Origin of the sequence: Porphyromonas canoris (assembly GCF_000765975.1) — a bacterium.
Lineage (GTDB): Bacteria > Bacteroidota > Bacteroidia > Bacteroidales > Porphyromonadaceae > Porphyromonas_A > Porphyromonas_A canoris.
In genome coordinates, this window is record NZ_JQZX01000009.1 from 309449 (window position 1) to 322993 (window position 13545).

General features: G+C 41.8%; 10 protein-coding genes. 9 read left to right on the plus strand and 1 reads right to left on the minus strand.

Annotated elements, in window-relative coordinates:
- The 9 genes from HQ29_RS06180 to HQ29_RS06220 all read left to right on the plus strand — a co-directional run bounded on the left by HQ29_RS06180 (position 1) and on the right by HQ29_RS06220 (position 11638).
- Positions 1 to 903 carry a diaminopimelate dehydrogenase gene (locus HQ29_RS06180; protein ID WP_036868326.1) on the plus strand — a complete coding sequence of 301 codons (903 nt, stop codon included), beginning with the start codon at positions 1 to 3 and terminating at the stop codon, positions 901 to 903.
- A 472-nt stretch (positions 904 to 1375) separates the two neighbouring features.
- Complete coding sequence (gene rimP / locus HQ29_RS06185; RefSeq protein ID WP_036863645.1) at positions 1376 to 1849, plus strand: ribosome assembly cofactor RimP; 474 nt, start codon at positions 1376 to 1378, stop codon at positions 1847 to 1849.
- A gap of 46 nt (positions 1850 to 1895) precedes the next feature.
- A complete protein-coding gene (nusA, locus tag HQ29_RS06190) occupies positions 1896 to 3227 on the plus strand; it encodes a transcription termination factor NusA (RefSeq protein ID WP_036846248.1) in 1332 nt (443 codons plus the stop codon).
- A gap of 101 nt (positions 3228 to 3328) precedes the next feature.
- Entirely contained in the window at positions 3329 to 6334 is a 3006-nt protein-coding gene (gene infB / locus HQ29_RS06195) for a translation initiation factor IF-2 (protein ID WP_036868328.1), read from the plus strand.
- Between the two features lie 41 nt (positions 6335 to 6375).
- Positions 6376 to 6852: a CvpA family protein gene (locus HQ29_RS06200; protein WP_036863636.1), complete on the plus strand. Its 477-nt coding sequence runs from the start codon at positions 6376 to 6378 to the stop codon at positions 6850 to 6852.
- 59 nt (positions 6853 to 6911) lie between these two features.
- Positions 6912 to 8369: a Fe-S cluster assembly protein SufB gene (sufB, locus tag HQ29_RS06205; RefSeq protein WP_036788945.1), complete on the plus strand. Its 1458-nt coding sequence runs from the start codon at positions 6912 to 6914 to the stop codon at positions 8367 to 8369.
- 62 nt (positions 8370 to 8431) lie between these two features.
- Positions 8432 to 9187 (plus strand): Fe-S cluster assembly ATPase SufC, encoded by a 756-nt coding sequence (gene sufC / locus HQ29_RS06210; RefSeq protein WP_036788947.1) that lies wholly within the window; start codon positions 8432 to 8434, stop codon positions 9185 to 9187.
- A gap of 31 nt (positions 9188 to 9218) precedes the next feature.
- A complete protein-coding gene (gene sufD / locus HQ29_RS06215) occupies positions 9219 to 10628 on the plus strand; it encodes a Fe-S cluster assembly protein SufD (protein ID WP_160217630.1) in 1410 nt (469 codons plus the stop codon).
- Between the two features lie 23 nt (positions 10629 to 10651).
- Positions 10652 to 11638: a calcium/sodium antiporter gene (locus tag HQ29_RS06220; protein WP_036868455.1), complete on the plus strand. Its 987-nt coding sequence runs from the start codon at positions 10652 to 10654 to the stop codon at positions 11636 to 11638.
- Positions 11639 to 11944: 306 nt separating this feature from the next.
- On the opposite strand, the gene HQ29_RS06225 is transcribed toward HQ29_RS06220, so the two are convergent.
- Complete coding sequence (locus tag HQ29_RS06225; protein WP_036868330.1) at positions 11945 to 13501, minus strand: rhomboid family intramembrane serine protease; 1557 nt, start codon at positions 13499 to 13501, stop codon at positions 11945 to 11947.
- Positions 13502 to 13545 lie beyond the last annotated feature (44 nt).

The following is a 13545-nucleotide window of genomic DNA, read 5'->3' on the forward strand; positions in this document are numbered from 1 at the left end:
ATGAAGAGCGAAAAGATTGGAATAGCAATAGTAGGCTATGGCAATATCGGGCGTTATGCGTTGGAAGCTATAAAGGCTTCTCCGGATTGTGAACTGCGAGGAGTGGTCAGACGCAACCCTAATGATGTCCCGGAAGAGCTACGCTCTTATAGTGTCGTTGCTTCTTTGGAGCAGCTTTCAAACGTAGATGTCGCTCTGCTTGCTTCGCCTACACGCTTGGTAGAACAGGCTGCCAGAAAAGCATTGGAGCTGGGTATATCTACCGTAGACAGCTTTGACATCCATGGGGAGATCGTTTCTCTCAGACGCTCTTTAGACGAAGTGGCAAAAAAAACAGGGCGTGTAGCCATCACTGCAGCAGGCTGGGATCCGGGGAGCGATAGCGTTGTGCGTATTCTCATGCAGGCAATGGTGCCTCAAGGAATCACTTATACCAACTTTGGTCCCGGTATGAGTATGGGGCACTCTGTTGCTGCAAAATCTATACCCGGAGTAAAAGACGCTCTTTCCATGACTATTCCTCTCGGCACATCTGTACATCGGAGAATAGTCTATGTCGAGCTGGAAGAAGGGTATGATCTTGATCAGGTCTCTGCTTCTATAAAGTCTGACCCTTACTTTGTCCATGATGAAACTCATGTTATAGCCGTAAAGTGTGTGGCTGATCTTAAAGATGTCGGGCATGGAGTGGTAATGAGCCGTAAGGGTGTCAGCGGTTGCACGCACAACCAAATGCTGGATTTCTCCATGCGGATCAATAATCCGGCTCTCACTTCACAGATACTGGTGGCATGTGCAAGAGCAGCTACAAGACTTTCTCCCGGCTGTTACACTCTTCCGGAGATTGCTCCGATTGATTTGCTGCCGGGGGATAGAGAGGAGTGGATATCCAAACTGGTTTAAGAGGATACTCTTTTCCGCTCTTTCAGAACAAAATCAAACGTTAAAACTATAAGCGAAATTCCTGATTTTGCTATCTGTTATAATTTAAGAATGAACGTGTTCAAAATTTTCATTGTTCACGTTCATTTTTTATGTTTAATACGATAAAAAATAGCATTCAAGGCTTGCTTTGTCTCTTTCATGCCTTGCTTTGCTCCATTCATGGTTTGATTTGTAAAAGTCAAGACTCGGTTTATCAAAAAGTTAGGCTTCAGGGGAGTTTTTTAATGCATTGAACTCTTTTTGTAAACAGGTTCAGAGAGAATTTATATTCGCTTTTTGAATATTTATTATAAGTATAAGCCGATAATATGGATAATTATGCTTATATTTGCAAGCGGAATGGAAGGAGGGGGCGTATGCCTTCTCCTTCGTTTTTGTTGAAAATAATATTTCGGAGAAAATAGCTCTGATCTAAATGTAATGCTGAAACATGATAGATAAGCAAGACGTTGTCGCACTGGCAGAACGCTTTATAGAGGAGAGCGGGAAAGAGTACTTCCTTGTAGAGGTGGCTGTTCATCCCGGTAATGCAATCTCCATAGAATTTGACCACATGGATGGTGTCTCCATAGATGAATGCGTTGCACTAAGCAAGTACGTAGAGAAAGGGCTGGATCGTGAAGTGGAAGACTTCGAGCTCGAAGTGGGTTCTCCGGTGCTTACAGACCCGCTTCGTCATCCATTGCAGTACCGTAAGTTTTTCGGAGAGACGGTGGAAGTGTTGTTGAAGAACGGACAGAAGAAAAAGGGTACTCTTGTCTCTTTTGATGGACAGACCGTTACGGTAGAGGTAACAGAGATGCTGAAAAAGGAGGGAGACAAGCGAAAGAAAGCTTATAAAGAGGAGATGAAGTTCTCTCTCGATGAGATAAAATGGACGAAATATATTGTTCCGTTCAAGTAACAGGAAGAGAAATAAAAACATATATACACAATAGCAGACAAGAAGTATGGCTAAGAAAAAAGAGACGATGAGCATGATAGACTCTTTCTCGGAGTTTAAGAGTCTGAAAAATATCGACCGTGAAACCTTGGTGAAGGTTTTGGAAGAGTCGTTTCGTAACGTTATAGCTAAGATGTTTGGCTCTGATAGTAACTTTGACGTTATTATCAACCCGGAGAAGGGAGACTTGGAAATTTGGAGAAACAGGGAGGTTGTCGAAGACGGCCAAGCTACCAATGCCATGACCCAAGTAGAATTATCCGAAGCGTTGGAGCTGGATCCGGATACAGAGTTGGGCGAAGAGCTTACAGATCAGGTTTACTTTGAAGACTTTGGACGCCGTGCCATATTGAATCTTCGCCAGACATTAACTTCGAAGATATTAGAGCTTCAGAAAGATGCTCTCTATGGAGATTATATCAAGAGAGTAGGTCAGATCATCACTGCTGAGGTGTATCAAGTGTGGAAGAAAGAGGTGCTGCTGTTGGACTACGATGGCAACGAACTTATTCTTCCCAAACAATACCTTATCCCCAGAGATCGTATCAAAAAGGGAGATAGTGTAAGAGCTATTATAGAGAGGGTTGAAAACAACAATAATAACCCCAAGATTATACTTTCCAGAACATCCAACGATTTCCTAAAAGCCCTTTTTGAACTGGAAGTGCCTGAAATCGCCGATGAGCTTATCACTATTCGTCGTGTAGCCAGAATACCGGGAGAGAGAGCGAAGATCGCCGTGGAGTCTTTTGATGACAGAATAGACCCCGTGGGTGCTTGCGTTGGTGTCAAAGGAAGCCGTATTCATGGTATTGTGAGAGAGCTTCAGAATGAAAGTATAGACGTGATACAATATACTTCCAACCTTGGATTGTTCATACAACGTGCTTTGAGTCCGGCAAAGATAGCTTCCTATCATGTCAATGAGGAGAATGGTCATATAGAGGTTTATTTGAAGCAAGATCAAATCTCTTTGGCGATAGGTAGAGGTGGAGCAAACATAAAGCTTGCTTCTCAACTTTTAGGACACGAAATAGATATCTTCAGGGATGATGCCGACAGCATTGATGAAGAAGATATTTACCTTGAAGAGTTTGATGACGAAATAGAACCATGGGTGATAGATCTTCTTAAAAGTGTCGGATGCGATACTGCAAAGTCTGTCCTTAACAAGAGCAGGGAAGAGCTTATCCGTGTAACAGATCTTGAGGAAGATACAATAGACTTCGTGTTGGAAGTGCTTCGATCGGAATTTGAGCAAGATACGGTACAGCCATCAACAGAAGAAGATAAGCGCGAAGCCGAGGTCCAAACTTCTGATGAGAGTAAAGACCTGTAAGCTTATTTAGCTCACAAGATGTTTTGGATTTCTTTCCTGTAAAGCATCTGTAAGGATAAGATGGGGATGTATTTAATGAAATAAAAGAGAGTATCAGAGATATGCCAAGTATAAAGATTATAAATATTAGTCGAGACATAAAGGTCGGAGTTAACACGGTAGTTGAATTCCTGCAAAAGAAAGGTGTTGTGGAAGATTTCGGTCCCAATACACGTGTCTCTCCGGAAGACGGGGTGGCTTGTGTAAAAGAGCTGGGAAAATCTCTTTCACAAGAAGAAAAAGACGATCTGATAAGAAAGTATACATCCCCAAAATCAAATAGAAGTGAAGGCGCAACTACTTCTGCAGAAGAGAAGAAGGAGCACGAAACTGTCGCTTCTAAGGAGTCTTTGCCAAAGAAAGAGGAGGTAATAAAGGCTTCTGTCCCGGAAGATCTTAAACCTAAGATTGTTTCTAAAGGTTCAATAGACTTGTCTGAAGGACACCCTTCAAAGGGAAGATCACAAAAGGAAGCGGAAAGCAAACTTGTTGTGGATAAGGTTGAACCCCAAAAGAATAAGGAAGAGCAAGCCCCCGTGGTAGAAAAAAAACAGGAAGTACAAGCTACGCCGGTTACGATTAAGGAGAATCCGTTGCCTGAGAAGACAGTTCCGGAGAAGAAGACAGAAGATAAGAAGGTAGTTTCTGAAAAGCCGCAAAAGGTGGAAGAGAAAAGGCCGGTGGATACCCCAAATAAGAAAGAGGTTTCTGAAAAACCTTCTGTCGAGAAGAAAGAAAAGCCTAACCAAGAGGTGGCACCAACGTCTTCATCGGCTGTAAGTACAGAAAAGAAAGAGGAGACATCTGTCTCTTCCACTACGGAGTCTCAAATGCCGGGAGTGAAGATCTTAGGAAAGATAGACCTTTCTACAATAGAAGGATACTCAAGTGCCGGACAGAGAAAAAAGAAGAAAGGTAAGGACGGGGCGGAAGCCGATGCCAATGTAGAGAAGAAAAAACGCAAAAGAATCGGCAAACAGAAAGTAGATATAACTTCTCCTGAGAATCAGTCGAAAGAGACAAAGGGCAATCAGAAGAAAAATGCTTCTGCCAATAATGGTGGTCAAAATCAGAAAGGACGAACAGACCAGGCATCTTCCAATAATAACGGTAAACTTGGTCGGAAAGCCAAGCGTGCAGCCGTAGTAGCCAAAGCAGAAGTTTCTCAAGAAGAGATACAAAAGCAGATCAAAGAGACACTGCAACAAATGCAGAATCAAAAGAGAAAAGGTGCTACTGCTGCTAAGTATAGAAAAGATAAAAGAGAAGCTCATCGCCGTGAAGCGGATGAGATGGAAAGAGAAAATGCAGAAAGCAAAGTCTTACGCTTGACGGAGTATGTTACTCCTAACGATCTTTCTTCGATGATAGAGGTTCCGGTGAATGAGATTATCATGCTCTGCTTTAATATTGGAATTATTGTTTCCATCAATCAACGATTAGAGAAAGAAACAATAGATCTCGTACTCGAAGAGTATGGATATACTCCGGAGTATGTCGAAGCAGAGGTAATAGATGCTATCTCTTCGGATGAAGAAGAAAGAGAAGAAGACTTGGTTCCCAGAGCTCCTATTGTTACCGTTATGGGACACGTAGACCATGGTAAAACATCCTTGCTCGATAATATCAGGAAGACTAACGTTATAGCCGGAGAAGCCGGTGGTATCACTCAGCACGTGGGTGCATACAGTGTAAAGCTAAGCGATGGAAGAAGAATTACCTTCTTGGATACTCCGGGTCACGAGGCTTTTACCGCGATGCGTGCACGAGGAGCTAAGGTTACGGATATTGTGATAATTGTGGTTGCTGCCGATGATGGTGTTATGCCTCAGACTATAGAAGCTATAAATCACGCGTCCATGGCAGGTGTTCCTATTATTTTTGCAATAAATAAAATAGATAAGCCTTCTGCAAATCCGGATAAAATAAAAGAAGAACTTGCAAATCTAAACTACCTTGTAGAGGATTGGGGAGGAAAGTATCAGTCTCAAAATATTTCGGCGAAAGGAAATATCGGGATAGATGAACTCTTGGAAAAAGTTCTCTTGGAGGCAGAACTTTTGGATCTTAAGGCAAATCCGAATAAGAGAGCTGCCGGCTCCGTTATCGAATCTACATTGGAACATGGTCGCGGTTATACTACAAAGGTTCTTGTGCAAGAGGGAACTTTGAGAGTGGGAGACTATATCCTTTCCGGTATGCACTACGGTAGGGTAAAAGCTTTGTTCAATGAACGTGGACAAAATGTCGATAACGTAGGTCCTTCGACTCCTGTAAAAGTTTTAGGACTTAATGGAGCTGCTCAAGCGGGGGACGCTCTAAACGTTATGCCATCAGAGCATGAGGCACGAGAGATTGCGGCTAAACGTACGCAGCTTCAGAGAGAACAGAGAGAAAGAATGCATAAAGTTCCGACTCTGCAAGACTTGGGAGCAAGAATCAAAGATGGTAACGTTCAAGAACTTAACGTTATTGTTAAGGGAGATGTTGACGGTTCTGTCGAGGCTCTTTCCGGATCTATTGAAAAGCTTTCTACGGATACCATCCGTATCAGAGTAATCCATAAGGCTGTCGGACAGATTTCGGATTCTGACGTTATGCTGGCCGCTACTTCGGAAGGTCTTATCATTGGTTTCCAAGTACGTCCTTCGGCTTCAGCCAAACGCTTAGCGGAGAGTGAAGGAGTAGAGATACGTACTTACTCTGTTATCTATAATGCACTGGATGACGTGAAAGCAGCTATGGAAGGTATGCTTGAACCTGAATATGAAGAGAATGTAACAGCCAATTTGGAAGTAAGAGAAACATTCCGCATAAGCAAGGTGGGTACTATTGCAGGCTGTATAGTCAAGGATGGTAAGATAAACAGACATAATAAGGTGCGTCTGATACGAGATGGAATCGTACTATATTCCGGAGAGCTTGCATCTCTTAAGAGATTTAAGGATGATGTGAAAGAGGTCGGATATGGATATGAATGCGGTCTGAATCTTGACGGCTATAATGATCTTCTTGTCGGCGATATCATAGAAGCCTATGAGGTTGTAGAGGTAAAGAAAAAACTCTAATAGCTCTCCTTGAACAAGATTAAGTATAGCGCTTTGTGGATATGCAAGGTATAGACATAGCTTTACTAATAATTCTAATTATTGCTTTTATAAAAGGCTTGCGGGATGGTTTCATCCTGCAAGCTTTCTCAGTTTTAGGGTTATTGGCTGCTATGATTTTAGGTATAAGTTTAGCACCGGTATTGATAAACTTTATTCCTATAAAGCCGGAGGGAGGAGCCTTTATAGCTATGTGGATTGTCGCTTGGATAGTAACATCCTCTATTGTTCTGCTTCTTTTCTCAATGCTCAGTAAGATTTTATCTTCTACTGTAAACTCAACTCCTTTGGGATTTATAAACAAATTCTTGGGTGGCCTGTTTTCTATTGTCGCTACAGGTTTGATACTCTCATTTCTTATTGGATTGTATGAAATGGGGAGGTCAAAATTCGGTTTCCCCGATCTCTATAATCCCGAACAAAAGACATTATTATATGATCTTATACGTGAGTTTTCAGTCTTTAGACTTACCTCATAACATCATCAACACATACCATAAATAAAAACACCAAAAACTTTATTACACTTTTAGACTTCATGGAAGAAATACAAGACTCAGATAAAATTATTTCCGATGTAACCTCTTCGGAATATAAGTATGGTTTTGTTACAGATATAGAGACAGAGACTATTCCTAAAGGACTCAATGAGGATATTATCCGTCTGATATCAAAGAAAAAGAACGAACCGGATTGGTTGCTCGAATATCGCCTAAAAGCTTACGAGGCATGGACGAAGATGGAGATGCCTACATGGGCTCATTTGAATGTTCCAACGATAGACTATCAAGATATTATTTATTACGCAGCACCTAAGACAAAGAATCCCAACCTTACGGAAGACGGTGAAATTTTGCCGGAGTTAGTGGAAGCTTTCGATAAGTTAGGTATTCCATTGCACGAAAGAGAAGCTCTTACAGGAATGGCAGTAGACGCCGTTATGGATAGCGTTTCCGTAAAAACCACCTTTAAGGAGACTTTGGCGGAGAAAGGGATTATATTCTGCTCGTTTTCAGAAGCTGTTCAGGAGTATCCGGATCTTGTAAAAAAATATATGGGCAAGGTTGTAGGTTTTAGAGACAACTTCTTTGCGGCTCTTAACTCTGCAGTTTTCAGTGACGGCTCTTTTGTTTATATCCCGAAAGGAGTCAGATGTCCGATGGAGCTAAGTACTTATTTCCGTATAAATTCTGTCAATACCGGACAGTTTGAAAGAACTCTTATCGTCGCAGATGAAGACTCTTATGTCTCTTATTTGGAGGGATGTACAGCTCCCATAAGAGATACCAACCAGCTTCATGCCGCAATTGTAGAAATCATAGCCGAAGATAGAGCAGAGGTTAAATACTCTACTGTTCAAAACTGGTATCCGGGAGATAAAAACGGAAAAGGTGGAATATACAACTTTGTAACGAAAAGAGGAATTTGCAGAGGGTTCAGATCCAAAATTTCATGGACACAGGTTGAGACCGGCTCTGCTATAACATGGAAGTACCCAAGCTGTATCCTTAAAGGAGACGAATCTGTGGGAGAGTTTTACTCTGTTGCGGTTACCAATAATTACCAGATGGCAGATACCGGAACTAAAATGATTCACTTGGGCAAGAATACCAAAAGCCGTATTGTTTCCAAAGGAATTTCTGCCGGATATAGCCAAAATAGTTACAGGGGACTTGTAAAAGTGGCTCCGGATGCGGATAACTCAAGAAATTATTCCCAATGCGACAGTTTGCTGCTTGGTGATAAATGTGGTGCTCATACGTATCCATACGCAGATATTCAGAGTGATACAGCTATCATAGAGCATGAAGCAACTACCTCTAAGATTAGTGAAGATCAGATTTTCTACTGCAATCAAAGAGGGATCAACACTGAAGAGGCTGTAGCTTTGATCGTTAATGGCTATGCCAAGGAGGTGATGAACAAACTACCGATGGAGTTTGCTGTTGAAGCTCAAAAGCTGTTGTCCATCTCTTTGGAAGGTTCTGTCGGATGATGCTATCGGTATCATAACAATTATTTCTGTAATATATACAATCAAAATATACATCAAAAACAATGTTAAGTATTAGAAATCTTCATGCCTCAGTGGAGGGAAAACATATACTCAAAGGTATTAACCTAAACATAAATCCCGGAGAAGTCCATGCAATAATGGGACCTAATGGATCTGGAAAAAGTACTCTCTCTTCAGTCCTTGTAGGGAATCCTCTTTTTGAAGTTACCGAAGGGGAAGTTTTCTTTGAAGGACAAAACTTATTGGAGTTAGAGCCGGAAGAACGCGCTCATTTGGGAATATTTTTGAGTTTTCAGTATCCGGTAGAAATTCCCGGTGTGAGCATGGTTAATTTTATGAGGGCATCTCTCAATGAACTTCGTAAAAGTCAGAAAAAACAACCCCTGTCGGCGACAGAATTTCTCAAGTTAATGAGAGAAAAGAGAGCATTGGTAGAGTTGGATTCCAATCTTGCCAATCGTCCTGTAAACGTAGGTTTCTCCGGAGGAGAAAAGAAGCGCAACGAGATCTTTCAGATGGCAATGTTAGAACCGAAGCTGGCTATCTTGGACGAAACAGACTCCGGATTGGATATTGATGCTCTTCGGATTGTTTCAAATGGTGTGAATGCTCTAAAGACAAAAGAGAATGCCACACTTGTGATAACCCACTATCAGAGACTTTTGGATTATATCAAACCTGATTTTGTGCATGTATTATTGAAAGGACGTATTGTAATGTCCGGTGGCCCGGAGCTTGCTCTCAAATTGGAGGAGCAGGGTTACGATTGGCTAAGAACCGGTGAAGAGACCGAATGATACTGTCTCAGTTTAATTTATGCAAGATACCATGACAAGAATCAGTAATACAACTACTCCGATGGAAGATAGATATGTCGCGCAATACATAGACTTCTATCGGAAATATAAGGATTTATGCAACTCCAACTCTCCGGGAGTGATGAATTTGAGGAGAGAAGAGGCATTGAATATTCTCGAACAGTATGGTCTCCCCAAGAGTTTGAGTGAAGACTACAAAAGATTCGATGTTCAAGCTATTTTAGAAAAAGATTGGGGCATAAAGCTTTCCACACTGAAAAATAAAGCAAACCCATACTGCTCTTGCCGTTGCAGCATGGGAGAGATAGCCCCTCTACGCTTCTACATGCACGATGATGAAGTGTACTCCATTCCTCAAGAAGATAGAGCAACACCCGATGGAAGCTATACCGAAGCCCTGAAGAAAGGTGTTTTTATAGGAAGCATAGTCGAATTTGCTGAGAAACATCCGGATATATTGCAGAAATACTACGGAAAGATAGCGGATATGGAGCGCAATACATTGGCAGCTCTTAATACTCTGTTTGCAAAAGACGTATTTGTTGTTCACATTCCTAAGAATGTAGAGCTGGAGCAGACCATTCAGCTTATCATGCTTAGCGGTGGATATAAAAATGCACTGATTTCTTCCAGAGTGTTGGTGATCGTAGAAGATAAAGCAAAAGCCTCTCTTCTTATTTGTGATCATTCCGTTGCGGACTCTTCTTCTGTCAATAATACCTTGTTGGAGGTTTATGTTGGAAACTCTGCCTCTTTCACTCTATACGATATGGAGGAGACACATGAGGATCATATTCGTATATCCAATGCGCACTACCATCTTGCTGCAAATGCCACGGCAAAGGTTTGTCCTCTGACATTGACCAATGGCAAGACACGTAATAATATCTATGGTTACATAGAGGGAGAACACTCCAGCTTTACCGCTGCAGGTCTTGTCGTATTGGATGGTAGCAAGAGAGCGGACAACTATGTTTGGGTCAATCACTCAGTCCCTCACTGCCATAGTGATCAGCTGTTCAAGTACACTATGGATGATACCGCCGTAGGTAGTTTTACGGGAAGAATTTACGTGGCAAAGGATGCACAAAAAACGCAAGCTTACCAAAACAATAGGGGATTGAATCTTTCAGGTAAAGCCACCATGTACTCCAAACCACAGTTAGAGATCTATGCGGATGATGTTAAGTGTTCTCATGGTATGACTGTCGGACAGATAGACGATGGTGCTGTTTTCTACATGCGTCAGCGTGGTATCCCTTATTGGGAGGCAAAGATGCTTTTGACCATAGCTTTTATGGCAGATGTGTTGGAGTATATAGATTTAGAGCCTTTACGCGAAAAGCTCCAAGATGTACTCGAACAGCGTTATAGAGGAGGAAATTCTTTTTGCCACAATCGTAAGAGTCTTCTACAATAAATAGGTGAGATAGATTAATGATACTGCAAATACTTTTATTGATAGCCGGAATTGTTCTCGTAGTTGTCGGGGCAAATGGGCTCACAGAAGGGGCTTCTGCTGTTTCTAAACGGTTTAATATCTCCGATCTGGTGATAGGGCTTACCGTTGTTGCATTCGGCACATCGGCTCCGGAGCTGAGTGTAAGTATTATCTCTGCTCTGAAAGGAAGTAACGATATTGCTCTTGGAAATGTAATGGGAAGTAATATCTTCAATATTCTGGTTATACTGGGGCTAACAGCTATTATTACTCCCGTAGCTATTGGTAAGACAACACGTAATAAGGAGATGCCTTTTGCTCTCTTTGCTGCTGTGTTGTTAGCCTTAATAGTTTGGGCACCTTGGGCTCCCGGTGCTGTCGAGGATGTTACTCGAATAGAAGGGTTGTTGCTGCTTATCATGGGTTTGGCGTTTGTTATATATACTGTATGGCTCTCCCGGCAGTACAGAAAGAGCAAGCTGAAAGAAGGAATAAAAGAAGATATCCCCTCTGCGGAGTCTATTGCAATCATGCCTATTTGGAAAAGTATAGTATATATCGTAGGAGGACTGGCTGCTCTGATATATGGTGGGCATTTGTTTGTAGAGGCTTCTACATTCATAGCCAAGAGCTTGGGTGTGAGTGAAGCAGTCATCGGACTTACTTTGGTTGCAGCCGGAACATCCTTGCCCGAATTGGCTACTTCTATTGTAGCTTCAATGAAAGGTAAACCTGAGATTGCAGTAGGGAATGTAGTCGGAAGCAATATCTTTAATATCTTCATTGTTTTAGGTACTTCGGCTGTTATCAAACCGATGTCGGGGCTCTCTTTCACCAACATAGATGTTTGGATGCAAATCCTTTCTATGGCAGCTGTCTGGATTTTTGCAAAGTTCTTGTTTCCGGGAGAGATCAAGCGTTGGCAAGGAGCAGTCCTGTTCCTTATATATGTGGCTTATACGCTCTATCTTATTTACGCCGGAGCCTAAGATATTAATCGGCTAAAGAGATCGAGAAGGGATACCCAAAGATATGTGATAAGAAATCTTCCAGAATAGCTTTACAAGTTTTTTCTAACAGGTTAATAAGTTGGCGTAAAGCCCTGATATATTACGGAGCAAGGCTTGATTGGTATCAATCAAGCCTTGTTTTTTTGTCATCAAGGCTTGGTTCTTAAGATTTCAAGCCTGCTTTTAATTTTTTATCATGGTTGCCTCGTTTTTTGATCATGTTAAATCTTTTTTCTCAATACCTTAAATCGACTTTTCTTCTCCCGAAACATTGTTCTAAAAAGTTTATAGATCAAGTTTTCTGCCTTGTTTCCGGTTTTTAATGAATGGAGATAAGATCAGACTCAATGCCACTCCGCCCAATAATCCTCCTATATGCGCCGCATTATCTATACCGGGAGTTATTCCCACCAACAGGTTTGCACCAACGAAGATAGCGGACTCTATCAACAGAGATTTTGCAGAAGTTGATGAAAAAGTTTTGGTCAGTATCAGTGTGATAAACGCTCCATACAGACCGAATATGGCACCGGAAGCTCCAATACCCACGACCGGAGGAGTGTGCCACAGTACACTTGTTATGCTCCCAATAAGCCCCGAAAGCAGATAGATAAACAGATATTGAGAACGCGTTATTCTATTTTCAATGTCTATACCAATGATGGCAAGACAGACTGTATTGGCTATCAGGTGTGTTATACCACTGTGCAGGAAAATGCTTGTAAGCAGTCGCCACCACTGTCCATCACGCACCATAGGACCATAGCAAGCACCCCAATTTATCAGATCATCTGCCTGAAAGGAGAAAAATCCTGCTCCGAAAAACATCATCAACAGGAATACCGCAATGTTGATGTAGATAAGAATAGGCGTAATAAAGAAGCCTTTGTGAGGTATTGCGGAGAGGAGGTTTTCTTTCCATATTATCTGTTCCATCTTATCCGGTTTCCCGGCTTTGATTCTCTTTAACTCCTTGTCATTTACTTTGGGTATGATGGACATCAGGAGCCATAACAGCGTTACGATGAGAACAGCCGTCAGCAGACGTTTCAGGTTATCCCCGTTTCTATGTTCGTATGGTTCACTCATGCCCACCAATATCACAGCGTCAGATATGCCAAGATCATTCCGGTTGAGAAGATTTTGGAAGTTCTTGAAATCTTCGGATGTTTTACCAATTCGTTCAAAGCAGGGGAATGAGAAAAAATCCTTTTGTTCTACTTGAATCCGGTTCTGTCTGATGAATTGATTGAATGCCTCTTCCTTTCTTTCATGGCTCATTCTGTTGGAAACACGATCTCTATAAGAGATACCCAGCCATGCGGAAGGAGTATGAGAAGAAACATCTGTCGAGGTTTTGTATATGGGCATGAGAACATACAGATACATATTGAAATGTTCCGAGTTTCTCCCGCTTATGTCATACGTGGCGTGATAGTATTTGGCTTTTGTATTGATATGATATGAGTCGATGTTGTAGTATTTGGTAGATTCATGCGCATGAATTTCTTCGACGGAGGGTAGTGTGGTCAGCTTACCGGTAGCTGTAACCATATATTTCTGTGCGATTATGGTAGGAATTGTCAGACTGATCCATGCAATGAGGGAATAGATGAAAGGCACTCGTAAGCGCAATGCTTTGACTTTGTTATGGATGAAGAGTCTTGTTACTATTCCGGCAAGTATAATAGGCAGAAGTGTTTCTGTGATGTTCTCATTCAGCTGAAAGATTCCGAGCTTGATAAACAGTACCCAATGTATGAGTGAGTAGCCGATCATTAGCCCGAAGAGGGTTGTTAAGAAGGGTTTGAAAACGATGTTCAGTTTTTCTCTTATCGCCATGGTTTTATGTATAGCATCTTATCGAGATAGCGGAAGTTGGTGAA